The sequence below is a fragment of the Vibrio sp. YT-17 genome, from assembly GCF_033337375.1.
In the GTDB taxonomy this organism is placed as follows: Bacteria; Pseudomonadota; Gammaproteobacteria; order Enterobacterales; family Vibrionaceae; genus Vibrio; species Vibrio alginolyticus.
This window is the reverse complement of the sequence record NZ_JAWOQP010000003.1, coordinates 124,950-150,836: the sequence shown is the minus strand read 5'-3', so window position 1 is coordinate 150,836 and position 25,887 is coordinate 124,950. Positions and strand designations below refer to the sequence as shown.

Annotated in this window: 20 protein-coding genes; 9 read left to right on the top strand and 11 right to left on the bottom strand. The window is 44.9% G+C overall.

Annotation, left to right across the window (positions count from 1 at the left end):
* Positions 1 to 9: 9 nt before the first annotated feature.
* From R7F67_RS04475 to R7F67_RS04440, 8 genes are all read right to left on the bottom strand, one after another.
* Entirely contained in the window at positions 10 to 1,311 is a 1,302-nt protein-coding gene (locus R7F67_RS04475; protein WP_318057007.1) for a BatD family protein, read from the bottom strand.
* Positions 1,308 to 3,038: a vWA domain-containing protein gene (locus R7F67_RS04470; protein WP_213966174.1), complete on the bottom strand. Its 1,731-nt coding sequence runs from the start codon at positions 3,036 to 3,038 to the stop codon at positions 1,308 to 1,310. The genes R7F67_RS04475 and R7F67_RS04470 overlap by 4 nt, the downstream gene beginning before the upstream one ends.
* Entirely contained in the window at positions 3,031 to 4,101 is a 1,071-nt protein-coding gene (locus tag R7F67_RS04465; RefSeq protein WP_222716375.1) for a vWA domain-containing protein, read from the bottom strand. Before R7F67_RS04465 ends, R7F67_RS04470 begins: the two co-directional genes overlap by 8 nt.
* Positions 4,094 to 4,672, bottom strand: a complete 579-nt coding sequence (locus R7F67_RS04460; RefSeq protein ID WP_054729304.1) for a DUF4381 domain-containing protein — start codon at positions 4,670 to 4,672, stop codon at positions 4,094 to 4,096. The genes R7F67_RS04465 and R7F67_RS04460 overlap by 8 nt, the downstream gene beginning before the upstream one ends.
* Entirely contained in the window at positions 4,673 to 5,635 is a 963-nt protein-coding gene (locus R7F67_RS04455; protein WP_258475439.1) for a DUF58 domain-containing protein, read from the bottom strand.
* 12 nt (positions 5,636 to 5,647) lie between these two features.
* Entirely contained in the window at positions 5,648 to 6,631 is a 984-nt protein-coding gene (locus R7F67_RS04450; protein ID WP_033906480.1) for an AAA family ATPase, read from the bottom strand.
* A gap of 106 nt (positions 6,632 to 6,737) precedes the next feature.
* Positions 6,738 to 8,018, bottom strand: coding sequence for an anaerobic sulfatase maturase (locus R7F67_RS04445; protein WP_318057003.1), 1,281 nt, complete (start codon positions 8,016 to 8,018; stop codon positions 6,738 to 6,740).
* A 106-nt stretch (positions 8,019 to 8,124) separates the two neighbouring features.
* Complete coding sequence (locus R7F67_RS04440) at positions 8,125 to 9,651, bottom strand: arylsulfatase (RefSeq protein WP_054576045.1); 1,527 nt, start codon at positions 9,649 to 9,651, stop codon at positions 8,125 to 8,127.
* A 141-nt stretch (positions 9,652 to 9,792) separates the two neighbouring features.
* On the opposite strand from R7F67_RS04440, the gene R7F67_RS04435 reads away from it, so the two are divergent.
* The gene (locus R7F67_RS04435) at positions 9,793 to 10,650 is read left to right on the top strand and encodes a LysR family transcriptional regulator (RefSeq protein ID WP_005376559.1); all 858 of its coding nucleotides are present in this window, start codon (positions 9,793 to 9,795) and stop codon (positions 10,648 to 10,650) included.
* 135 nt (positions 10,651 to 10,785) lie between these two features.
* Here R7F67_RS04435 and R7F67_RS04430 read toward each other — a convergent pair whose 3' ends face one another.
* Complete coding sequence (locus tag R7F67_RS04430; RefSeq protein ID WP_005376560.1) at positions 10,786 to 12,333, bottom strand: arylsulfatase; 1,548 nt, start codon at positions 12,331 to 12,333, stop codon at positions 10,786 to 10,788.
* A 306-nt stretch (positions 12,334 to 12,639) separates the two neighbouring features.
* On the opposite strand from R7F67_RS04430, the gene R7F67_RS04425 reads away from it, so the two are divergent.
* The 3 genes from R7F67_RS04425 to R7F67_RS04415 all read left to right on the top strand — a co-directional run bounded on the left by R7F67_RS04425 (position 12,640) and on the right by R7F67_RS04415 (position 15,672).
* Complete coding sequence (locus R7F67_RS04425) at positions 12,640 to 13,026, top strand: winged helix-turn-helix domain-containing protein (protein WP_005376561.1); 387 nt, start codon at positions 12,640 to 12,642, stop codon at positions 13,024 to 13,026.
* A gap of 80 nt (positions 13,027 to 13,106) precedes the next feature.
* Complete coding sequence (locus tag R7F67_RS04420; RefSeq protein ID WP_054576046.1) at positions 13,107 to 15,461, top strand: fatty acid cis/trans isomerase; 2,355 nt, start codon at positions 13,107 to 13,109, stop codon at positions 15,459 to 15,461.
* 19 nt (positions 15,462 to 15,480) lie between these two features.
* Positions 15,481 to 15,672 carry a hypothetical protein gene (locus tag R7F67_RS04415; protein ID WP_005376565.1) on the top strand — a complete coding sequence of 64 codons (192 nt, stop codon included), beginning with the start codon at positions 15,481 to 15,483 and terminating at the stop codon, positions 15,670 to 15,672.
* Between the two features lie 50 nt (positions 15,673 to 15,722).
* Here the strand turns inward: R7F67_RS04415 and torS are convergent, their stop codons facing one another.
* Positions 15,723 to 18,686 carry a TMAO reductase system sensor histidine kinase/response regulator TorS gene (gene torS, locus R7F67_RS04410; RefSeq protein WP_005376567.1) on the bottom strand — a complete coding sequence of 988 codons (2,964 nt, stop codon included), beginning with the start codon at positions 18,684 to 18,686 and terminating at the stop codon, positions 15,723 to 15,725.
* A 43-nt stretch (positions 18,687 to 18,729) separates the two neighbouring features.
* Between torS and torT the strand changes: the two genes are divergently transcribed.
* Complete coding sequence (torT, locus tag R7F67_RS04405; RefSeq protein WP_080960073.1) at positions 18,730 to 19,779, top strand: TMAO reductase system periplasmic protein TorT; 1,050 nt, start codon at positions 18,730 to 18,732, stop codon at positions 19,777 to 19,779.
* Positions 19,780 to 19,843: 64 nt separating this feature from the next.
* Positions 19,844 to 20,299: a methylglyoxal synthase gene (locus tag R7F67_RS04400; RefSeq protein WP_005376571.1), complete on the top strand. Its 456-nt coding sequence runs from the start codon at positions 19,844 to 19,846 to the stop codon at positions 20,297 to 20,299.
* A 77-nt stretch (positions 20,300 to 20,376) separates the two neighbouring features.
* Here R7F67_RS04400 and helD read toward each other — a convergent pair whose 3' ends face one another.
* Positions 20,377 to 22,446, bottom strand: coding sequence for a DNA helicase IV (gene helD, locus R7F67_RS04395; protein ID WP_005376572.1), 2,070 nt, complete (start codon positions 22,444 to 22,446; stop codon positions 20,377 to 20,379).
* A gap of 324 nt (positions 22,447 to 22,770) precedes the next feature.
* Between helD and yccS the strand changes: the two genes are divergently transcribed.
* From yccS to R7F67_RS04380, 3 genes are all read left to right on the top strand, one after another.
* On the top strand, positions 22,771 to 24,924 hold the full coding sequence (gene yccS / locus R7F67_RS04390; protein WP_005376573.1) for a YccS family putative transporter: 2,154 nt from the start codon (positions 22,771 to 22,773) through the stop codon (positions 24,922 to 24,924).
* 189 nt (positions 24,925 to 25,113) lie between these two features.
* The gene (locus R7F67_RS04385) at positions 25,114 to 25,344 is read left to right on the top strand and encodes a hypothetical protein (protein WP_005376575.1); all 231 of its coding nucleotides are present in this window, start codon (positions 25,114 to 25,116) and stop codon (positions 25,342 to 25,344) included.
* A gap of 80 nt (positions 25,345 to 25,424) precedes the next feature.
* Positions 25,425 to 25,727 carry a hypothetical protein gene (locus R7F67_RS04380; protein ID WP_176311502.1) on the top strand — a complete coding sequence of 101 codons (303 nt, stop codon included), beginning with the start codon at positions 25,425 to 25,427 and terminating at the stop codon, positions 25,725 to 25,727.
* Positions 25,728 to 25,887 lie beyond the last annotated feature (160 nt).

Sequence of the window (25,887 nt, the reverse complement as noted above, 5' to 3'; positions counted from 1 at the left end):
CGCCCCGTTTTATTCATTGCCATCTCTTCCAATGACTTTGTCCAGTTCTGGTAACGCTCGCGGAATACGGAATTTAAAGCGTTTTTGTTTGGTCTGGACTTTGCGCCACATCGACTTCAGTAAATGAGCGCTATTTTCACCATTTTGCATTCGCGACGCACTTTTTTGCCACGATTCACTCGTATCGGCTTTGGTCATTTCTAGCTCGGCCGTATTTAAACGCAATTGTTTGTACAATATGGTCCTTGCTTCAGACCAACGTTTAGCCTTTAACAAACGGTGGAACGTCAGCCATGCTGGTGTCGGTCTGTTGCGGTAGTAACGTTTAATGGCTACCAATGAAATAATCACAAAACCCAGAAATACAAGCGTGGATACAATCCATGCAAAGTACGTTTTGATGAAGGATTTCAACGTGTGCTTCGCAGCAAATGTTTTGCCCTCTAACACCACCGTTTCCACTTGTTGAGTCTTACTGTTCCACCAACGGAACTCATAATCTGGCAGGGTTAATTCACCACCTTGTTGAATCACGTACACACTCTCTTCTGTGCGTGTTGACTGGTAGTCACCACGTGTTTGCGTATCTGTAAGACGGTGCGGTTGAGGATACGCTTGGTAACGGGTTGTTGATTCTCCTTTCAACAAGTCTGGTAGCAACACAGATAGCGAATCATGAGCCAAAATGGTGATTTTACGCGTGATTGCATCCCCAACTTTGAGTGACTCAGTGGAGGTTTCCCACTCTTGTTTTACGTCTACGTGCGTTGCAGAAAACCAAGGCGTATCACCGCTCAACAATCCCGATGGCAAGACAGTTTTGAACTTAATCGGCTGCGTATAAAGTGTGCCTGACACCTTCTCGCCATCCGGCGCCGACACCTGAACGCCCACAGCGACAGGTGGAATCACAAAATCACCAGATGCTTGTGGATACAAAGTCACTTCCCAGCGTTGACGCGACCAAGTTTGTCCCTCTTTTTGCTCAGTAAAGTTGGTTGCTAGTTGATTACGCTGTTTGGCGATAACATTGGGTATTTCAATATTGCCAATTCTCGTACCACCCGTAAACCAACGCGGCGTTGCCACTTCGATGGTTAAAATAACTTGCTCATTGACGCTAAAACTTGGTGTTTTACGCTTCTCTCCAGCCGTTGGTTGTTTACCAACCCACGCTTGTAACTCAACACCATGCTCTCGTTGAACGTCACGAATATCTTGAGCCAACACACTACTGCTCAGGAGGAAACCGAAACAGATAACTAACCACAAGGGTAAAGCAAAGTGCGTAAAACGGTGGCTTTTCATCATTGCACCGCCTCCTCTGTATTTTCGTTCGCAGTAGAGGTTGATTCTCCGGTTTCTATTGAACGCAATTGAATCTGAAACTTCGCATTTAAGAAGTATTTAGGATCCGCTTCGACTCGCTTTAACCATTTGTCGGCTAATTCTTGGCTACCTAAGATGTCGTCTGCACTTAACGTCTCTTTAATCATCAACTCCGCTGACGTTTTTTCATCCGCCCCTTCTGCGGTTTGAGGGTTATCGCCTAGCTCGGTTGATGCTTCTTGCTCCGTTCCTGCCTGACTCTCACTCATCCGGTTGATATCCTCTACAATACCACCAATCACTTTCAAGTTATGCTCAACATCCGGTCTTAGCCTCTCGCTTAACGTTGGCTTGTTGGCTAGGGATTTTAACAAGTCACGTGCAGCCAAATATTCACGCTGACGCGCCAATGCACTCGCCGCATTATAAAGACCGTAATCTCGAACCTCTTCGGACGGGTCGTTTTGCATTTCCAAAAACGCACTGTGGGCGAGTTCAAACTCGCTAGCGTAGTAGTACGCCGTCCCTTTGCGTAATGGATCGACAAAGTGTTTCGCGGCTTCTAAATACGCTTGTTGGTTGAACAAACGCTGTCCTTGTTGATCTGGCGTTAGCCACAAATCCCACCACCATTGCGTCACCTTGTCGAAAGCCGTCACTTTTTGCACAACTTGTGGCTGCTCGGCTTTAACTGAAATGTTCTCGGCCAATGCACTTGTTGGCATCAATAACGTGCCGCTCACCATTACAATCACGCACCACTGCACTAACCACCCTTTTCTAAACCACAGCATCATGATCAGCGCGATTGGGAACAGAAGTTGATACCCCATGTCTTTCCAAGGCATTGAAGATTCGCCATTAAGCTGCATATTGCGCTCAACGTATCGATTCAGTTGCTCGATATCACTATTATCGACGGTCACTTCCACCAATCGACCGTTAGTCTGACTAGCCAGTTTTTGTAGAGAATCCAAATCCATTGGGTTGTTACTCACAATGTCAGCATTCCCTGCCGCAAGAATTAACAGTTGATAAGGTTTGCCCGAGAAATACGCTTGGTATTGCTCAATCGTGGCTGGATTAACGCCATCACTCACCAACAGAACGGTGGAGCCTGGTTGACCTTGCAATTGTTGGTCAATTAACGGCAATGCTTTTTCGGCAAGCTTACCTTGCACGGGCATAATTTCTGGCGTAATGGCCGCCAAAAACGGGTCAAATACTTTGCTGTCTTGAGTTATAGGCATCGCGACATGAGCACTGCCCGCGAACACGACTAAACCCGTTTTTCCGCCTTTTCGCACGGCTAGCAAATCGCGTATTTTCTGTTTGGAACGCTCAAGGCGGCTTGGTGGGAGATCTTTTTGCAGCATCGATTCGCTGTTATCAAGCACCACCAGCAGAGAGGCTTTATCTTCGCCAAAGGGGGAAGATTCACGTTGCCACGTTGGGCCTGCACAAATCACAATGGCGATGAACACAATCAGCATCAAGAGCTTAAGCGGCAGTTGCTTACGCCAGCCTCGCTCACCTATCGTCAAAGCATTGCGTAAATGTTCGGGCAGAATATCCTTCCAGCTTGGCTTGCTTTCTTCTCGCCAGCGTAACCACACCAAGAAAAACATGGGGACCAAAGCCAGTAACCACAGTGGTCGAATAAAGTGAAACTGCGTAAAGAATTGCGTCCAACTAAGAGAATCAAACATCGCTCTCTCCTAATGATGATCGTGTAACAGCCCTTCTTTTAAGTGTTGCGACGCTGAACGCGAGCAAATGCATGATGACCACTAACGCCATCAAGTAATGATGAAGGCTTTGTTTTGGGCGGTATGTGGTGCTTTCGTAAAGTTGAGGTTCCAGTTTGCCAATTTCGTCGTAGGCAGCCGATAGTTCATCACGGTTGAGTGCTTCAAACGCTTCACCGCCGGATTCTTTCGCAATGCGATGAATCGTGTCCATATCCAACGCGGTTTCACCTATCGTTTCCGGATCGCCCATCGCAATGACGTGTACTCTCACGCCTTTGGCTTTCGCAACTTTCGCCGCATCAATCGGTTCAACAAAACTGCCCGTGTCGTTACCATCGGTTAATACAATCGCGACTTTTTCACGGTTTTGATCTTGTTCTAAAGCACCACGCGACTTATCGCTTTGCTCAAAAACTTTAATCGCTAAGCCAATCGCATCACCAAGATGGGTACTCTGCCCTGCCATTGCCACATCGGTTTGGTTAAGCAGTTCGAGCCACACTTTTTGGTCTGCGGTAAATGGCGTTTGCACGAAAGCAGCATCACCAAAAAGCACCAAGCCTAATCGGTCACCTTTACGAGACTGAACAAACTCCGACAGCACTTCTTTTGCCGCATCAAGACGAGAAATTTTTTCGCCTGTACGTGAGGTGAAATCTGGCTCGGCCATGGAGCCCGAAAGATCCACCACCACCATCACATCGCGGCCTAAACTCGCGCGAACTTGAGGCTCGCCTAACACGGTGGGTTTTGTCATCGCACACACCACCAAAAGCCATGAAAGAATTAACGTTGCTCGCTGCCACCAACTCGGGGTCAACTGGCTTGCACCTTCTGATGGCGTCTCGCCAATCGCTTCCACCAGCTGACTAAAAAACGGCACTTTGATCGCCATTTGCTTAGTGCGATATGCGGGCACCAAGTAGTACACCACCAACGGCAAGGGCAAAACCAGAAACCACATTGGGTGAGCAAATTCAAAACCAGACAAACCAGTTATCGATGCAAGAAGATCATTCATGTTGACCTCCCTGATGTGCTTTGCGTTTCAATCGTGGTGATTTATTTGCCGCGCTTTTTTGAGCATCACAACGGTGCTCACTCACCCAGTTTTTCGCACGAGCAATAAGCGTTACTCGCTCTTCGTTGGTTAGCGTAACGCTTGGGTCAACAATACTTTGTAGCCAGCACTTTGAAAGCTCATCGTTAAAAACCATTTGCGAGTTTGCTTGAGAATCTTCGGTTTGCGGATACAGCGCATCGAGCTTGCGCAGAAAGGCGGTATCAAACAATTTCGCGTTGCGGCTATCAATATGAATCAGCACTACTTTAAGCACAGAGAACAATACTTTTGGCATGTCTTTGTCGCTCGATTTGATTTGCGAAATCGCCAGTAGAGCTTCTTTTCGGTAACGATTATGCCACCATTGCCGAGCCAATCGATATACGACATACACCAATGCAATGAGCACAACCGCCGCTAAAATTTTCCAGCCAATAGTTTGCGGGTACCAACTCACGCTGGGTGGTACAGCCACATCATGCAGCTCTCTGAGTATGTAGGTACTCGGAGGCGTAGGAAGATCACTCATTTAACGCCCTCCTACCAGTTTTTGGAATTGTTTAATGTGCTCACCTGTCGTATCGAGTTCGATGTGCGGAAGGTGTTTCATCGCCATAAGTTGAGAGAGTGATTGACGCTGTAAGCTAGTTCGAGCCTCAAGCTTTGCGCTCGCAGCTTCTACCTTTGCTTTGCTGTCTAAATTGAGTTGATACTGCCCATCACCAACCACCCATTTCGATTTTGCCAAATCGTCTGGTAGCGCTTGTTCTAATGGGTCACTGACCATCACTGCAAGAACATCGTTGTGCTGTTGTAGCTGTTTAAGGTGATCAAGATGGTGCTCCTCGCAGTCGCTCCAGTCGCTGATAAAAATCAAAGTGGATTGCTTGAGCTTCATGCGTTTAATAAGCTCAATCCATTGACTGAACGTTGCTTTTTCGGAATTGCGGGAGTCCACATTGAGCGATTGATTGGCTTTAGCGAGACGTTTAAGTTGCGCCAGAAGATCGTTTTGCGAACGCTGTGCCTTGCTGTGAAACAACGCCTGCTGGGATGCGATGACAAAACCGACTCGGTCGCCATCTTTTAATACTCGCCACCCACACATCGCTGCGATCTCTGCCGCGACAACTGATTTCATTACTTGCGTCGAAGCAAAAAACATTGTGCTTCTCTGGTCGACACACACGATTACGTTGCGATCTTTTTCTTCTGTATAACTGCGTACATGCGGCTTACCCGTACGCATCGTAACTTTCCAATCAAGGTTACGAATATCGTCACCCAATTGGTAATGGCGCAGCTCTTCGAAGTTCAATCCACGACCGCGAAACAACGAATTGTGTCGGCCAGAGAGTACGCTACCCGCCTTTAGGTGAGGAAGTAAACTGAATGATTCTGCTTGTGCTTGCAGACGTACTAAACGAGCGTAATCGCAGTACAAACGGGTATCCATCCCCTGTGATTTTGGCGCAAGAGTTGGCTTAGCCATAATACCTCCCACTTACCCAATTTCTACACAATCTAGCAGCTCTTGTACGACTCGTTGGTGATCGACTCCGTCTGCTAGTGCGTCGTAGGTCAAAGAAAAACGGTGGCCCAATACAGACGGAACCATGGCACGCACATCGTCAGGAGTCACATGGTCACGTCCTTGCATCCACGCATACGCACGAGCGCATTTGTCGAGTGCGATGGAAGCACGAGGACTAGAGCCAATCTCAATCCATTTTGCTAAGTTTGAATCGGCATAACGCTCTGGCTTACGAGTCGCCATCACTAACGCAACGATGTAGTTTTCCACTAGGTCCGATACCACGATGTTTGGTAACTGACGACGCGCTTCTAGCACCACGTCTGGCTCGATGTGTTTTGGCGTAACAATTTCGCTGCTGGTTTCCGCACCCAATTCTTCACTGCGCACCAAACGAATGATGTCACGTTCGGCGTCATCTTCTGGATAATCGACGGTAACCTTCATGATAAAGCGGTCCATTTGCGCTTCTGGCAGCGGGTACGTGCCCTCTTGCTCTACAGGGTTTTGCGTTGCAAGCACCATAAATAAGTCTGGCAATACGTGAGTTTTATCGCCTACCGTGATTGTGCCTTCGGCCATGGCTTCAAGCAGTGCCGCTTGTACTTTGGCTGGTGCACGGTTGACCTCATCAGCAAGTACAATGCTGTTAAAAATTGGCCCTGACTGAAAATGGAGTTGCGGCTTACCATCCAGCTCTTGATAAACCTCAGTGCCCGTCACGTCAGATGGTAAAAGATCCGGCGTAAACTGGATTCGACCAAAACTGGTGTTTAACAAGTTCGCCAACGATTTTACGGAACGTGTTTTTGCCGTTCCCGGTAAACCTTCTAGCAGAATATGCCCATTTGTTAATAACCCAATGACTAAAGCTCGAACCACGTGGCTTTGTCCAATGACGCTTTTTTCTGTTTGTTCGATGAGTTCTTTTATCGCTTGTTGTGCGTGGTTCATAGGATACCTTTTCAATGGTTTAAGCCGTCTTTTCGATAGTTAAGTATAAGAACAAATGAAATAACTTAAGGTTATATTCACTATGTTATCTTTGCGGTTCTTGAGATTAGAGAAGTTGTGCAAGACCAACCAACATCGGTAACGCATAATCAAAGAACATTTTGATTCCCGAACACAAATAGTTTAGACCACTCTCACCATTCGGCGTTTTGATCAAACGGTTTTTGGGGCACTCACCCCAACAATAAGGCAAGTAAGGGCATTGCTTACAATACGTCGGCAATGAATCGCGTTTTGCCATGCCAAAAGTATATTGTCTTGTAGAGAAGGCCATTTCATTCAGTGAGTGTTCATGAATGTTGGCGAGTTTGTATTCTGGATACACATAGTGGTCGCAACTGAACACGTCGCCATTGTGCTCAATCGCCAACCCTTTGCCACAAAACTCCGCCGTCACGCAAAGCTGAGACGGTTTCCCCATTACTTGCGCCACCGCGGTTTCAAACAGATTAACCAACACACGGCCAAGATCGTTATTCACCCACTCTTCAAAGGTCGCCATTAAAAAGCGTCCCCAGTCTTCAGGATCGACTGACCAATCCGTTACAATCGACATTGGATGCCCCGGTTTAGCCAGAACACTGCCTTTGGTTGGGATCATCTGTTCGTTCCAAAACTGCGGCGCGGTTGTTTGGAAGTTGTTGGCTTCTACCACCGGCGCAAACTGAATATAAGTCACACCCAATTCTTGGGTTAAAAATCGATATACTTCGAGCGGGTATTTCGCATTGTGACGATTCACCGTGACCAACGCGTTGAATTTCACGCCATGCGCTTTGAGCTTATCTACCGCTTTCATCACGAGATCAAACGTTGGCTTACCGCTGCGGGTTTTGCGATATTTGTTGTGCAGCTCTCGTGGCCCATCAATCGACAAGCCAACTAGGAAGTTGTGCTCTTTTAAAAACGCACACCACTCATCGTTTAGCAAAATGCCGTTGGTCTGAAGGTCGTTTTCAATGCGAACGCCTTTCGGCTGATGTTTCTTTTGCAAAGCTACGACATTGCGGAAATAGTCCAACCCAAGCAGCGTCGGCTCCCCGCCCTGCCATGAGAATACAATTTCTTCGCCATCCTGACTTTCGATATAGCTTTTCACGAACGCTTCCAGTGTTGCGTCGTCCATTTTTGGCTGCTTTTCTTGGTGCAGTAGATTTTCTTTATGCAGATAAAAGCAGTACTGACAATCGATGTTGCACTTTGCTCCGCCTGGCTTTGCCATCACATGGAATCGACGGTCATACGCGCCCAGAACCGGCGCTTTAGACGCCGTTTTAAGGGGAACAATAGGCATAGTAGTAGAATGGCGAGGGGAAATCTTACTCATACGTTTCTCACTATTACATATACCCAAATAACCTCCTGAGCGCTGTACAGCAAAAGTGAAGCTATTTGGGTATATAGCGCTCCAAAAAGCGCTATATAATCTTAATTTACTTAGAAGACTTAGGTACGAACGAACCTGCTTCCATACGAGGAGGGAACTCTTTGAATGTACCCATCACCTCTTTCACTGTATCCATTGCTGGCATCATTAAGAATGAACGCTCGTACATCCAACGAGAATAACCCATGCCTTGATCGCCTCGTTCAAATGGATCAATGCTCAAGTCAAAGATCAGTGGCACACGAAGTTTAGTGAACGGCTTACGCCATACATCCATACCCGTTTCATTCTCTTGAATCATAAAGTGGAACTTGTACTTTCCTTGGCGCAATGCCACAAGATCGCCGTCGTCGCTCCAGTAAACGAACTCATTTCGTGCGGATTTGTCTGACTTACCCGTTAAGTATGGCAATTGGTTGTAACCGTCTAGGTGAACTTTGTAGTCCACATCGCCAACTTTTTTGCCTTTTAGTAATTCGTCTTTAACTTTGGTATCACCTGCCGCAGCAACTAGTGTCGGGAAAAAGTCCTCTAATGACATCATGCCGTTGAATGTTTTACCTGCCTCAATTTTTCCAGGCCATTTAATCAACATTGGCACACGGAAACTCCCTTCCCAGCCAGTGTTTTTCTCTGAGCGGAACGGTGTCATCCCAGCATCCGGCCACAAATCAACCATAGGGCCGTTGTCAGTGGTGTAAACAATGATTGTATTGTCATCCACACCTAACTCTTTGATCTTGTTAAGTAGCTGACCGATTTGGTCATCGTGCTGCTTAACACCATCCGCGTAGAAACCGGCACCTGTTTTACCTTGGTATTCTTCAGGAACATGTGTGAAGTTGTGCATGCGAGTGGTGTTAAACCAAGTAAAGAACGGCTTGTCCGCTTTTACTTGCTTTTCTATGAAGCTCTCTGCGGCATCAAGAAACTCACCATCAACATTTTCCATACGCTTACGCGTTAGTGGACCGGTATCTTCGATTTTGCCGTCAGCGTAAGAATGGATAACGCCACGAGGGCCAAATTTCTTCTTGAACTCCGGATCTTTAGGGTAATCCACGTTCTCTGGCTCTTCTTCTGCGTTCAAATGGTATAGGTTGCCGAAGAATTCATCAAAACCGTGGTTGGTAGGAAGATGCTCGTCTCGGTCACCTAAATGGTTCTTACCAAATTGTCCGGTTGCGTAACCCATTTGTTTAAGCACGGTTGCAATCGTCGGATCTTTTTCCGAGATACCTTCCGGAGCGCCTGGTAAGCCCACTTTTGATAGACCTGTACGTTTTGGCATTTGACCAGTGATGAATGAAGAACGGCCTGCTGTCGAGCTTTGCTGTGCGTAGAAGTTAGTGAACTTCGCACCTTCTTTAGCAATGCTATCGATGTTTGGCGTGTTGTACGCCATCATGCCTTGGTTATAGGTACTAAGGTTCCAGTAACCAACATCATCACCAAAGATGACAAGAATGTTGGGTTTGTCCGCTGCATGTGCAACTGCAGATGCAGCGCCTAATGCTAACGTACATGCGTTAAGTACGAGTTTTTTACTGCTCGTTTTGGTCGCATTTTTCATATTATCTCCAAGAGTTCGCTAGTGCGTAAAAAACGGTATTCGCTTTTCAATACCATTGTTGATATAAGATAAAGCACTAATTTCAGGCGATAAATGCAGTCAAAATTAGTTAACCTATAAATTAAATTTATGAGTGACGTTATGGACTTGAATTTGATCCAAACTTTTCTTGTTGTTGCGGAGTTTCAATCTTATACAAAAGCCGCGGAACAATTAGGGCTTACACAACCTGCTGTGAGCGCTGCAATAAAGCGTTTAGAGCAAGTCGTAGATAAGCAATTATTCGTTAAAAAAGGACGAGGTATCGCACTAACCTCCACCGCTTATCAATTACTGCCGCAATTCCAGCAAGCGGTTAGTATTATTGACAATGCGATATCTGATAGAAATCATTTTGAAGTGTGTTGTTCGGAAATTTTGTTGCACATTATGGACCCGATAAAGAACACTATTTTTTATGAATCACCACCCGAAAAATTCCTATTATTTGAGCTGTTAAGACAACAAAAAGTCGATCTAGTAATCGATACGGTGATCACGAAAGATGCAGCGTTTATTATTGAAGATGCCTATGAGGAAGAAGCCGTGGTTATCTGTCGTGAGAACCATCCCCGTGTACACGGCACGCTCACAAAAGAGCAATTTTATGAGGAAACTCACTGTTTATTTTCAGGAAAATGGAACAACATGTCGGGGTTCGAGCAACTAGCAAAGGAAACAATTCAAGAAAGAAAAGTCGACTTGATCACATCTTCGCTAGCGGGCATGGCGCTGTATGTCGCCCAAAGAGACAGTTTAGGGATCGTGTCTCAATCTTTTGCAAACAAGTGGAGCAAAGCGCTCAAACTTCAAATTTTGCCCTGCCCCATTTCGATACGCTCTATCCCTTACAAGTTCGTCTACCATAAGCGAGAGGTAAACAACCCAGCCCACATCGCTCTACGTGAAAAAATCAAAGCCAACTTAACGGCAGCCCACTACGAACCAATTTGTTTATAAATCTTGTCAATTGAAGCGTTAGGCGTTTTCGTCATCAAGCTTTCTACAAACCTTAATAGATAGAATTTTACAGATAAAAAAAGAGGCTCACTTTAATGAGCCTCTTTCTAGATGTGGAACTTCACTTAGCTTTTCTTACTTATTTGGGTTCTCTTTTAGTTTCTCCATCACTTGATCGAGCGAGAAGCTTGCTGCTTTTTGCCTTGGTGGGAACTCTTTAAACGTTTCAAGGAATCTGCCTACGTAAGCTTGCGCAGGAACAAGCATGTAAGCACGGTCTAGCATCCAATCGTAGTAAGTGTTAGAAGTGATATCAGCCACTTCGTAAGGATCCATACGCAAGTTGAAGATCTTAGGAACACGAAGTGTGGTGAATGGTTCAGCCCAAATACGCAACGTACCTTTTGCTCGTTGCTCCATAAAGACCAGCTTCCATTTGTTATAACGAAGTGCAGTTAAGTCTCCATCATCTGAGAAGTAAAAAATTTCTTCACGTGGGGCCTTATCCTCTTTACCAGTCAAATATGGTAGGAAGTTATAGCCGTCTAGGTGAACTTTGAATTTCTTACCATTCGCACTATAACCTTTGAGCAATTTCTCTTTGATATTGTCATCACCCGCGGCAGCAACGAACGTTGGCATCCAGTCCATGTGATGCATGATATCATTCGAAACAGAGCCAGCTTTAATTTTACCCGGCCAACGTACCATCGCAGGAACTCGGTACGCACCTTCCCAGTTGGTATTTTTCTCTCCACGGAATGGCGTTGTGCCTGCATCTGGCCACGAGTTCATGTGTGGGCCATTATCGGTGGAGTAAAAGACGATTGTGTTGTCTTTAATACCCAAATCATCCACTTTTTTCAGCAGCTGACCTACATGATTATCATGCTCGACCATACCATCTGCATACTCGCTGATGCCTGTTTTTCCAGAGTTCTCTTCTTTCACATGAGTACGGAAGTGCATACGAGTTGCGTTCCACCAGACAAAGAAAGGTTTTTCAGCCTTGACTGCACGATCCATAAAGTCGAGTGCCGCATCTAACGTCTCTTCATCCACGGTTTCCATGCGCTTGCGAGTTAGAGGTCCTGTATCCTCAATTTTGCCATCAGCGTACGAACGGATAACGCCGCGCGGACCGAACTTTTTACGAAACTCAGGATCTTTAGGATAATCGACGTTTTCTGGCTCCTCCTCGGCGTTCAAGTGATAAAGGTTGCCAAAAAATTCATCGAAGCCGTGATTAGTAGGAAGGTGCTCATCTTTATCACCTAAGTGGTTTTTACCAAATTGCCCTGTCATATAGCCCATCGGCTTCAGCATTTCGGCAATGGTTGCGTCCTCTTCCTTCAAGCCAAGATCAGCACCTGGAAGCCCCACTTTACTCAAACCTGTTCTAAGAACGGTTTGGCCCGTAATGAAAGTAGAACGGCCCGCTGTACAAGATTGCTCACCGTAATAGTCAGTGAACATCATGCCTTCTTTGGCGATACTGTCTATATTTGGTGTTTTGTACCCCATCAAGCCAAACGTGTAAGCACTGAGATTGGACTGGCCAATATCATCACCCCAAATGACGAGAATATTTGGTTTCTCTGCTGCGATACTGCTACTTGTCGCACCGATTAAAGCGGCGGCAAGAATCGCTAATCGGCGTTTAACGCCATATTTCGCTGTCATATAAACCTCTGTGTGTATTAGAAAAGTGCTTCCTGCAACAGAATGTATAGTTCACAAATGGCGGATAAGCGAATTTACTAAATGAGAATTCTTTCTATCTTTGCCTAACATTACACCGTTATTTGTAGCTAATACGCACTCCAATAGCACTTTAGTTCAGAGCGCCATCGCATCATTCATCACTACTGGTAATCTCAAGTATTAAGATTGTCTACGCATATCACAGTGCTCATAAAGTACCTGATTGCTTTTATATAAATATTAATGATAATACGTTTTACTACTATTAATAATTAAGGTACCCGTGTGCTTGACTCCAAGGTTTCAAATGGAAAAACTTCCCAATGCCAACACAACGGCGTTCACCATAATGATGAGGAGCTATTACTAGATAAGCGCACTCACTCTGTGGTACTCAATTACTTGCCAAACAAGAAATCTGTTCAGTTAACAAGCATTCAATTTAAGCTGCTGCAAACTCTCACTCACCATCAAGATCAAGTGCTTAGTAAGCATTTTCTTTACGAAACAGTACTAAAACGTGAATTTACTGAACATGATCGAGCACTCGATATGCACATGAGCAGAATGAGAAAGCGTCTAGTTCACGAAGGCGTTCCAACAGACAGAATTCAGACAGTCCACCGCCAGGGTTACATTTTCAAGCGCTCAGACAATCAACAGAAAAATTAACGCTAATTGACCCAACTTTTGGTAATTGACCGCTTATTTTGCTTTAATTAATGCAAATTCTAATCACGTAAAATAACTCAATGAATTTGCGCTTAATTTTTACACTTTGCATTGCTACTTTGTTTGCCGGCTGTGCAACCTATGCTGGTCTTAACTATGACCAACTGTTTGGTCCACAGCTCGTGCGTGAACGCACAGTTGACGTGGAAACCCCTCAAGCAAACTTCTTCCAAAGCGAAGTTAAACCCATTATGGATAACCGCTGTGTCGTCTGCCACGCGTGCTACGATGCACCATGCCAACTTAAGCTCTCTTCTGTTGAGGGCATTGACCGTGGTGCGAGTAAAGCACTGGTATATGAAGGAACAAGACTCACAGCCGCAGCACCAACACGCTTATTCGAAGATGCAGAAACAACCCAAGAGTGGCGCGATGCGGGTTTTCATCCGGTTCTCAACGAACGTGATCAAAGCATGGCAGCCAACATTGATGCAGGACTTATCGCACGTTTGCTACAACAAAAAGAGCGCCACCCATTGCCTGACCAAGTCCAGTTAGAAGGCTTTGACTTTTCGATAGACCGAGAGCAAACCTGTCCGACGATTGAAGAATACGAGCAATACGAGAAGGATAACCCAACCTGGGGCATGCCTTTTGGTATGCCAAATCTATCAAACAGTGAATACCACACACTCATGACTTGGTTGGAAAACGGCGCAATAATGAACGTTCACCAACCTGTTAGTGAGAATGAGCAAGCGCAAATAGATAAGTACGAAACATTACTTAACCACTCTGATTTGAAAAATCAGCTGATGGCTAGGTATATATATGAGCATTTGTTTTTATCTCATCTCTACTTTTCAGAACTCGATGAAGATCCCCGATTCTTCACGCTCGTCCGCTCTGCTACACCACCAGGACAGCCCGTCAAACGTATTTCAACGCGTCGCCCGTACGATGATCCAGGGGTTGAACGTGTGTTTTATCGAATTATTCCAGAGCAAGGGACCATAGTAGATAAAACTCACATGCCATTCGCGGTAAACAAGCAACGCATAGAGAACTGGAAAACTTGGTTTATTGATGCTGATTACACGGTTAGCCAGCTACCGAGTTATGCACCAGAAGTTGCTGCAAACCCGATGACATCATTCATCGACCTTCCAGTGAAATCGCGCTTTAAGTTCATGCTAGATAATGCACAAAATACAATAATGGCATACATCAAAGGCCCAGTTTGTCGTGGCCAACTGGCATTGAATGTTATCAATGATCGCTTTTGGGTGTTTTTCCTTGATCCAGATAAAGCAGACATCCCAGAAGTAAATGAGTTTTACCGATCTCAGGCTGATAACCTAAAACTACCGGCAGAACAAGAAAGTAACACGCTACCTGTTACCAACTGGGTCAAGTACGCGCGCCAGCAAGCTCGCTACCTAGAGGCTAAATCTGAGTTCACTAATAACTGGTTTAAAGAAGGTGAAAACCTATCCACCGATGTAATTTGGGACGGTAATGGCACCAACCATAATGCGGCATTAACGATATTCCGCCATTTTGATAGTGCTTCTGTTGTTCAAGGGTTAGTTGGTGAGCAGCCTAAAACAGTGTGGATTCTTGACTACGCGTTACTAGAGCGTATCCACTATTTGCTTGTTGCTGGGTTTGACGTTTACGGTAACTTCGGCCATCAGCTCATGACACGAATGTTTATGGACTTCTTGCGTCTAGAAGGCGAAAGTAACTTTATCTCGTTGTTACCCGCCGATATGCGCCATGAACTGCAATCTAGCTGGTATAAAGATCAAAGCCCGCAGTTGAGTGACTTTTTACAACGAAATGTGAAGCCGTTTAACCAACCAACCAGCGTTCAGTATAAGAGTGACGATCCAAAAACGGAGTTGGTGGAGTTGTTGAGCGAACATGTCTCAGATGTGCTTCTGCCTCGCTACGAAATTCAAGACACGGCTCTTTCTGCGAGTAGTGAAAAGCAACTAAAACGTATTGACCACGTTCGTGGTGAAGGCCTAAAAACCGTTCCGCAAATCACTATGCTTATGGTGAGAAGTCAATCAGGGGAAGATGAACTGTTCACCTTACTTCACAACAATGCACACACAAACATCTCTAGCTTGTTTGATGAAGAAAGTAACCGTGACTTTGCTAACGATGATATGACCATTGTACGCGGCGTTGTGGGAAGCTACCCTGCGGCATTTTTCTCGATCAACGAAAACCAAGTAAAAGATTTTGTCGATCAATTTAGTGCCATCCAAAACGAGTCCGATTACGTTAAGTTATTGGATAATTTTGCGATTCGTAGAAGCTCAGAAAAATTCTGGTCATTTAGCGATCGTTTACATAATTGGTACCGTACAAAACAACCGATCGAATTTGGATTACTTGACTATAATCGTTTTGAGAATCGATGATGATTTAAAGGGGGTTCTCATGGGTATCCGAGATAACATTGCCGCTCTTGAACAACAGATTTACGTTGCTTGTTCTGAGGGAGACTACGAAACGGTCAATATGCTTGAGCATCAACTCGAATACTTGCGTGGCAAAGTGGAACATCCTTTTGATGATGACCCTTATGCCCTAGACACTCGATTCGAGTGGGAAGATGACATGACCGAATAGAAAAAACCTCCGGAAAGCCGGAGGTTTTTTTATTTTCAATGCTCGATGGATTACTTCGCCATTAACTCATCCAGAGCTTGAATTGATGCAGACACTTGAGAAACTAAATCATCTTTAGTCGCATTATAGGTATCTAGAGGTTGAGGCGCGGCTTCAATTGCTTGGCAAGCGTTCATTAGCGCAGTTAGTCCTAAACTTCCTGCACTGCCCTTTAATTTATGGGCAAGGTTCTTTACTTCTTTACTATCATTGTCCTCAGCAGACGCTTGCAGCTTGCTTAATACATCAGTGCTGGTGGCTCTAAACAGATTAATAATGTGCAACATCTTATCTCTGCCCAAGATTTTCATATCGGACTCAATCACGCTCGGATTAATGATAACCACATCGGGTTCCTTTGTTTTAGGTGCTTGAACGACCTTTGATTGTAGCTCTTGTTCTTGAGGCGAAATTTGATCAAACGGGGTACAGTCGGCATTTTGTGGCAACAACAACGGCTTTCCGTCTAGCGCATCCTGAATCAATGCCGCGAGTGCCTCTTTTGCCAATGGCTTAGGCAAGTATCCGTCAAAACCAGCGGCTAGATAGCGCTCAACTTCTTCCGCAAAAACGTGCGCAGACACTGCAATCATTGGCGTGACGGCAAGCGCTTTATTGGCCGGCTTATCACACTCAATCCGCTTTAAGCGTTGGATCAACTCAGTTCCATCACAATCAGGGAGGTTGATGTCGACCAAAGCGATATCAAAATCTTGTGTGCTGATCAGTTGCTCTGCTTGTGAGCCGTTTTCTGCCATCACGACTTGGTGCCCCATGCTTTCTAGAAAGCCTTCCGCGACCACTCGGTTGACTTCATTATCTTCTACTAGCAAGACCTTTGCTTTCACTTTGCAACGTGCGGTTGCCACGGTTCCTGTTTCAATAGGTTCGCTTTCCTCTAACGGAATAGAGAACCAGAATCGGCTACCATTTCCCTCTTCGGAATCGACTTCTAAAACACCGCCCATCGCTTCAATGATTCGCTTACTGATGGCAAGTCCAAGCCCCGTGCCTCCAGTTTGGCTCATCCCACCTTCAGCTTGCGTGAAGGCATCAAACAACGTTCTCTGGTATTTTTTGGCAATTCCTATTCCAGTGTCTGATACTTCAAACAGGACTTGCGACTCGTCCTCTGGGTTCAGGCTAACGTAGATATCAATTTCTCCTTCGTCAGTGAACTTAATCGCGTTACCAACGAGATTGTTCAGCACCTGACTGATTCTGGTGACATCCCCTTTCCAGTAGCGACTAACATCACTTTCAATATGGTAGGAGAACAGCAGCTTCTTCTCTTGTGCTCGACTGTTCATTAACTGGAAAGTGTCCTCCACCATTTGGTGTAAATCAAAGCCCATGTGACGAATTTCTAAATGCCCCGCTTCAATCTTGGAGTAATCCAGTACATCATTAAGGATCGCGAGCAACGTTTTACCACTACGATTAATGATTTCCGCATAACGCTTTTGAATTGGGTTGAGGCCTGAGTCAATCAACAAGCGTGCTGTCCCCAACACTCCGTTCATTGGCGTTCTTATCTCATGGCTCATCGTCGCCAAGAATGCCGATTTTGCTCGGCTCGCTTGCTCTGCTTGCTTGCGAGCTTTAGCGTGATTCAAAACCTCTTCATTCAAACGGCGGTTTGCTTGTTTTAACTGCGAAGTGCGCTGCTCAACGAGCTCTTCTAAATGCTCTTTATGCTCCTCAAGCTCTCGCTTGGCTTGAGCTTCACCCTCTGCTACCACTTTTAGTGCTTGCGCGGTATTACGAGCCGTGATGATGGCCTGCCCCATATGCGCCAACTCATCTTTGCCTTTCACTTCCAACTCAACCGCTAAGTTACCCTGCGCCACAGACAGCAACGCAGCGGAATATTCAGCTAACCGCTTCACAACAGAAAGGTACACCACACGCCATAAAATCAGCACCAATACAATCAAACCAACAATTGAAATAACGGTTAAAGACCACTGAGCGAATTTCAGTGTGCTGGTCAATTGGTCTACAGCAACGGTAGTGGTTTTGTTTGAATCATCAACCAATTTGTTGACCGTGCCATTAAGCTCTGAGAACAACTCTAATGTCTTTTGCATCAGTTGTTGTGACTGTTCGTTATTCTCGTATTGCTGCATCAGTATAGAAAATACGACCTGACGCTTACCAAGCTCTATGAGCAGTTGGCTCATTTGCTTAGAGCGCGTAGGATCTTCCACAGCGAGTACACGGCGTTGCATGATTTTGAGGTTGCTATCGAAATCACTTTGAACCTGTTGAATTCGCTCAATATTCGTTAATGTCCGAGCCTCTTCAATCTGATTCAACATTTTAAAGGCCAACAAGTGCAGTTCATGCAATCGCTCGGTCAGATCAAGATCGACCTCCACCAGTGCATCTAGCGCCTGATAAACTTGCGATTTTTTATTCGATTCTAATAAGTCATAAATATGCGTGACGTTAGCAACAGCAATGGTGCTTGTATTCTGAACTTGCGTACGAGTTAGTTGTTCTAGCTCTTCACTGAGCAGACGCATTTCTTCAACACGAGTATCTATCTCTTTTGCAAGCCACAGCTTTTTTTCAACCGAAACACCGAGTTCTGCCAAATTGTCGATAACGTTCTGGACGTTATTCTCTAAAGCTTCTAACAATTGAGAATCGAACGACTCACTCCCGAGCTCCTTGATGTGAGTGAGTAAAGACTCGAGCTGTTCGAACAGCACTCGCCCTGACTCCTTTCTTTCCTGCTCGTTTCTTGCGTTCGACAACATTTGTACAGACGAAATAATACGAGTACTCAACTCAGAGACTTGTCTCGCCTCAATCATGGCGGGAATCGCAGAATCCACGACATTTCTTTCGGTTTTGGCAACCAAAGAAAATCCAGACACACCAATAAGTGCCGATAACATGACCAGTATTGCCATCGCAATGAAAGACAACAAAAGTTTACGACCGATGCTTGCAGTTGCTAGCAGCATATTTTCATGACCTTAATGTTCGTGTTCAGCGACATATTACGTTATATTTTGCAGTGTTTACTTAATCTATGCCAACGAACTTCATTTCATGGTTAAAAATCAACACGCATTTCGCACATTTTTCAAACATTCTGCAGCCACTTTAACCCTCGTTGCTTCTTTGCCAGCGGTTGCCGCAGAGAAAATATGTGCAATATACCCTCACCTAAAGGATTCATACTGGTTGTCAGTAAACTATGGAATGGTGTCCGAAGCGAAAAGAGAAGGTGTCGAGCTACGAGTCCTTGAAGCGGGCGGCTACCCAAACAAAACCCGTCAAGAACAACAACTCGCACTGTGTAACCAATGGGGAGCAGATGCGGTTATCCTTGGGACCGTGGACCCACAGGCTTACGAGCATTCACTTAAAAATTGGGTGGGGAATACTCCCGTTTTTGCTACTGTGAACCAACTCGACTTGGATGAAGAACAAAGTGAGTTGCTAAAAGGGACTGTCGGTGTTGACTGGCATTGGATGGGATACGAAGCGGGTCAATATTTGGCAGCTCGCCATCCAAAGGGGTCAGGAAAAACCAACATTGCCTTACTTTTGGGGCCGCGAACTCGTGGTGGTACGAAACCCGTTACTGCCGGATTTTATGAAGCGATACAAGGAAGTGATATCAACATTGTTGACTCATTTTGGGCAGACAACGACAAGGAGTTACAACGTAACCTAGTTCAACGTGTGATCGATATGGGAAATATAGATTACATTGTTGGCAGTGCAGTGGCGATTGAAGCGGCCATCAGTGAGCTGCGCAGTGCCGGCAAAGCCGAGGAGATCGGTTTAGTTTCTGTGTACTTAAGTCATGGTGTATATCGAGGCCTGTTACGTAACAAAGTACTCTTCGCACCAACAGATAAAATGGTGCAGCAAGGTCGGCTTTCCGTGATGCAAGCAACGCATTACTTAAGAGGTGAAGCTTATGACAAACATGCCTCACCAACCATCAAACCACTGACTCCGAAGACGCTTCATGACGACACGATCGAAGAATCGTTATCTCCGTCAGAATATAGGCCGACATTCCGTGTTAAGGCTGTTGATTGAAAGACCAAAAACGTGTTCTATTGAGTCACAACAATTTTAAAATCATACAAACGGAAACATCTTGATGCAAAAAACCATTCGTACCATGCCAACCCATAAACATGTGGCTTTGGTTGCTCACGACAACTGCAAACCTGAGCTACTTCGCTGGGTAAAAGAAAACAAAGAAAAGCTACAGAGTCACTTCCTTTACGCAACTGGCACGACAGGACACATGCTGAGTAAAGAAACTGGACTTGCGATCAAGAGCATGATCAGTGGTCCGATGGGCGGTGATCAACAACTAGGCGCTCTCATTTCAGAAGGCAAAATCGACGTTCTCGTTTTCTTTTGGGATCCACTGAATGCCGTACCTCACGACCCAGATGTTAAAGCGCTTCTTCGTATTGCTAGTGTTTGGAATATTCCTGTAGCAACGAACCGAGCCACCGCTAAGTTCCTGTTTAACTCCCCTCTTCTTGAGCAAGAAGTAGACATCGAAGTACCGGATTACGAAGCCTATCTTGCTGAGCGCATGTAAGCTTTGATGCCAACCAAATAAAGCAAGGGCGATACCAAGTATCGCCCTTGCTGTTTTTAACATTCTAAACGTTGCATTTAACGGGAAGTCACTATGGGATAGTCACCATTAACGAGCTCTTGAACGAATGCAGATCCCGCACCAGTATGCGTGATCCAAACCTTCTCTTTCGCACGTGTAATCGCCACGTAAAATAGCCTGCGCTCTTCTGCGTAAGGGAATTTGTCTTTGGACTCCGTCAACGCACCATCAATGTGAATTTGCTTCTTCTTAGCGGGGAATTGCCCCTCATCCACAGAAAGAATAATCACAAAGTCAGCTTCGCGTCCTTTACTCGCATGGCAAGTCATAAAGCGAATATCGAGATTAGGGAAACGTCGCAACCAATCGTCGAACAAATCGGGCTTATGATAATGGTTACGTCCTAGCAATAAAACTGACTTGGTTTGCTTGGCTTGTTGATTCAAGTGATCCAAGATCTTTTCCACTTGATTGCTCGGCGCGGTATGTACGCTCTTCTGCTTGCGTTGTTTGTGGCTGTTTAGTGTTTTCGGCAACTGCGATGGGTTTTGCTGCACGAATGTATTCGCTACATCACCAATCTGATTGTTGAAACGATAAGTTGTATCTAAGTGATGAACGGTAGAGTGAGCAAAGCGTTCTTTAAAGCCAGTGATAAGATCTACATCCGCTCCTGCAAACTGATAGATCGCTTGCCAATCGTCGCCAACAGCAAATAACGTGGCACCTGCTTGTTTCTGAGTGGATTCACACAGTGCTTCAATCAATGCCAGACGATCTGGAGAGATATCTTGATACTCATCGACCATAATAAAGCGCCATGGCGAGACAAACTTCCCTTTATTCACATAATCTGTCGCACGACTGATCATGGTTGGGAAATCCACTTGGTTGCTTTCTTTAAGCATTTTCTGCCACGCTGTAAAACATGGCCAGCATAAGGCGAGTTCACTATTTAAACGCGTATAGTCTTGGTGGTTTACGAGCTTTTCTTGTACTTGCTTTTTGGTCAACCCTACCGCCGCTAAATGAGACAGCTGCGAATCTAGCCAAGCGATCAGTTTTGGATTTTCTGAATGGCTTCCTAACTCATCATCCCCTTTTAGGTACGCAATCGGCCATTTGTCTAAATGTTTTTGCCAACGTTTAAAGTTGGTGGGTGTCATCCAATGTTTTTTCAACCAGTCTACACACCATGCCGTTCGTTGATTTTCGTCCAACGCTAAAGGGCTAATTTCGACAGGTTGCTGTTCGACTTGTTTAAGAATATACAAGCCCAACTGATGGAATGTGTTGACGCGCACACCGTCTGCCGCCATGCCCACTTTATCTACTAAGCGTTCTTTCATTTCAGTCGCCGCATCACGACCGAACGCTAACATGAGAAGCTCTTCTGCTTGAGCCTGATGGCTTTGCAACAAATAGGCAACTCGTGCGGTTAAAACGCTGGTTTTGCCCGAGCCGGCACCAGCAAGAACTAAGTTGTGGTCGTCGTTGAGTAATACCGCATATTGCTGGGATAAATTCAAAGGAGAGGATTCAATTTGATTAAACAGCACTTCCCAATTTGGACGTTCTGCTTCTAGCCAATCGCGATTACGCTCACCAAGCGCCTCAGAGGTATCAATGAGCCAAGGCTCTATTTGCGACATACGATTCGGCATTCGCATTTTGGCTTCTTCTAGGGTGGTTTTCATCTCGCTTAACTCTTGGTTAAGACTTTCAACCCAGGAGACCACTTGAGAATGCGATAAGTAAGCAGGCAAGTGCTTTAGTTTGTAAAGCTCTTCTTCCCACTTAGGTAGATACTCAGCCAGTTTTCGGCACTGAGTGTTGTGCCACTCTTGATATTGACGAACGGCCTCAAGCGCGAACTTTCGGCATTGTGGCCACGGTAAACCTTGGACTAGCCAGCTTTGTTGTTTGCCTTCGTGTTCATGAGCAAAAAACTGTAAAGAGCTCCATAATAACCCACGCTTTACGCTAACTTTGCCATTCCAGATCGTAAAAGGAATATGTTCTTCACTGCCTATCGAGCTTAATAAAACACTGTTCTCTTTTATTTCGACGTGATGGTACTCATTTTGAATAAAAAACTGTGCTTTGCTAGTGGCAGTAAGCTGCATGAAACGTGCGCCTTTTAGTTTAGAAGTTGTCGATTTATATCATTTTAAGGCGCTAAATTGTAGCAACGGCGAGCTCCTAAGTAAGCTTCTTCTTCTATTCTTTAATAAAATTCACATTACTGTCGATTTAATAACCTAAAGCTGAGGTTATTTGAAGCTGGCTTTACAATCCTCAATACATGACCTGGCAGCTTTAATATAAGTCAATGACATCCCTGCTGATTTTATCAGCAACCACGAATTTTTCTTAAAGTAAATCATAAACGCGCTATAGTGGGTCTGGTAGTATTCCCCCTGTTCTTCATCGGAAACATAAGGCGCATTGTGCAAGCAACTTCTAAATTTCGGCTATATTGGGCAAACAAGACGATAAATTACAGCGTTCTTATCCTCATTACCTTACTGGGTGTGGTTATCCCAACTTGGTACTTCGAGCAAAACACGCTGATAACGCCATTAATATTAGGCGTTATTGCTGCTGCTTTGGCTGAAAGTGATGACAGTTTCACTGGACGCATCAAGGCTCTGATTCTCACCTTTCTCTGTTTTGCGCTTGCTGCTTTTTCAATTGAAATCTTGTTCGATACCCCATGGGCGTTTGCGTTGGGATTATTTATCTCAACCTTCGGCTTCATCATTCTTGGGGCGATAGGTCCTAAGTACGCGAGTATTGCTTTTGGTTCGTTGCTGATCGCTATTTATACTATGCTTGGCGCACATGAAAGCACCAACATTTGGTTTCAGCCACTACTGCTTTTGACTGGTGCCGCCTGGTATTACTTCATGTCCATGATTTGGCAGATATTTTGGCCTCTTCAACCGGTGCAACAAAGCTTAGCCAATGTGTTCTTCCAAATGGCGAATTATCTTGATGCGAAAGCCAAGCTTTTTCACCCTGTGACCAACTTGACGCCACAACCGCTGCGGATTGAAGCTGCAAAATGCAATGCTGCCACGGTTACGGCACTAAACGCTTGTAAAACCACATTACTTAACCGATCGAAACGGGGTCACATTGATGGGCCTAGTGACCGATTTTTAAATATTTATTTCATCGCTCAAGACATTCACGAACGCGTCAGTTCTAGCCATTATCGCTATCAGGATTTAGCGACCGAATTTGAACGTTCTGATGTGCTGTTTCGTTTTAAATATCTTTTGGAGTCTCAAGCCCAAGCGTGTCGTGATATTGCACTAGCCATTCAGCTAGGAAATGAATACTCCCATACCGATCAATCTATTCTGGCATTAGCTGAAGTACAAAACTCTCTTGCTTATCTAGAAGAACAAAAGCAAGGGCACTGGAAACGTCTGCTGATGCAGTTAACATATTTATTCAATAACTTAGCGACGGTAGAAAAACAACTTAATAACATTAACAACCCAGATGTTGAAGGCCTCGAAGAAGATACCCTCGCCGATACCAACCCACACACGCTAAAAGCGATGTGGCAGCGTATATCAGCAAATTTACACAAAGATTCGATGCTGTTTCGGCATGCATTACGTATGTCAATTGCCTTAACGATTGGCTATGGAATCATTCAAATATTCAACATCGACCGAGGTTACTGGATACTCTTAACCACTTTATTCGTATGCCAACCGAACTACAGTGCCACTCGCCAAAAATTGACGGCGCGAGTAATAGGTACATTAGCTGGTTTGTTGATTGGTGTACCATTGCTGACTTTTTTCCCTTCTCAAGAAAGCCAGTTAGTATTTATCGTTATCTCTGGTGTGATGTTTTTCGCCTTCCGGATGAACAACTATGGGTACGCGACTGGTTTTATTACACTGCTCGTCCTCTTCTTATTTAATCAACTAGGTGAAGGTTACGCAGTTGTCCTTCCTCGACTAGCAGATACCCTCATCGGGTGTGTGCTTGCAGTAGGAGCTGTATTAGTTATTTTGCCCGACTGGCAGTCGAGAAGGCTTCACAAAGTTATGTCGGATGCGATAGAGGCGAACAAGCAGTATCTCGATCAGATCATTGGTCAGTATAGAATCGGCAAGAAAGACAATTTGAGTTACCGTATCGCTCGCCGCCAGGCCCACAATAATGATGCCTCACTCTCTTCTGCGATTAGTACGATGCTGGCGGAGCCTGGCAAATATCGCGCAGCTGTTGATGAAAGTTTTCGCTTCCTAACGTTAAATCACGCAATGTTGAACTATATTTCTGCATTAGGCGCGCACAGAACTCGCATCGAAGATGAGTCAATTCATAAACTCGTTTTAGATGCTCACCGTTGTATTCATCAGCATCTGGATGTACTTCATAAACAGCTTCACCAGCATTGTGAGGAGTGTGACCTATCTAATATTGATGATGCTGGACTCGAGCAACGCTTAAACGAATGGCGCGATGAAGACGACAGCTCTGCCCGCATGGTATTGCAGCAACTTCATCTTATCTATCGCATGCTCCCAGAGCTTCATTCACTTGCTAGTAAGTTTGCCGTCAGGGTAAGTTAGTAACATTCAAACCATATGTAAGAGGGAAGCGCTATATCGCTTCCCTTTTTCTTTTTACGCTTCCATCTACCCCAAAGTGGGTAATTATGTACCTTCTTAGGAAAAATCTGACGTATCACTTAACACACCTTGACAATATTCGGACAAAAAGCAATCGATCAAATTCTAATCTATTTTGGTTGAATAAATATGTTGTATCCAAAGGATGAAGAATTTCGGGCAACGACGGATAAACCGAATCACGACGAAGGTATTGAGATGAACGCACAACAATTTAATGAACTTAAACAAAAGCTCAGTGATTTAACGGCAAGTCAGTTAAAGTCATTACAAGGTGAGATCAGCGTGAAACTAAATAAAGCGCAAAAACCGGTTCTATCTGGTGAAGAAAGAGAAATGCTTGCCAAACTGTTTGCCTAATCAAGTCATTGATATAAAACACTTGAACGTTTTATAAACTCCACCTATGCTCTCACTATCATAATGTTGGGAGTAGTGATATGCCTGTATCGGGAATTCAATCTGGATACCACATCGTTCAGATGTCACAACAAATGGCCGAGAAAGCTGCACATGGCATTAGCAATAATGTAAGTAAGGTAAAAGAAGAGCTTTCTGATCACAACATCGATTTAGCTGCGGTTGCGGATGTCGCAATAACAGCCTCAACACCTAGCCTTCCCTCTCAAAAAGTTGAATCTCTCATCAACCTCGCACAAGCCGCTGGTTATAGCCGAGTTGGCGCGTCTGTCATAGAGAAAAACAATGAAATCATTGGCAGCTTGCTAGACATCCACGTTTAGGCGATTTAACGTCAAATTATCGCTATTTTAATTTCCAACTATCACTATAACGTCGTAACAAGATAACCCCTTTGCTTCGCACTTTATTTCTATTTCGATTCAAATACTCCTGTTTAAAATCAAGCTTTCCCGAAAAAAATGGGCGGCTTATCAGAGCCGC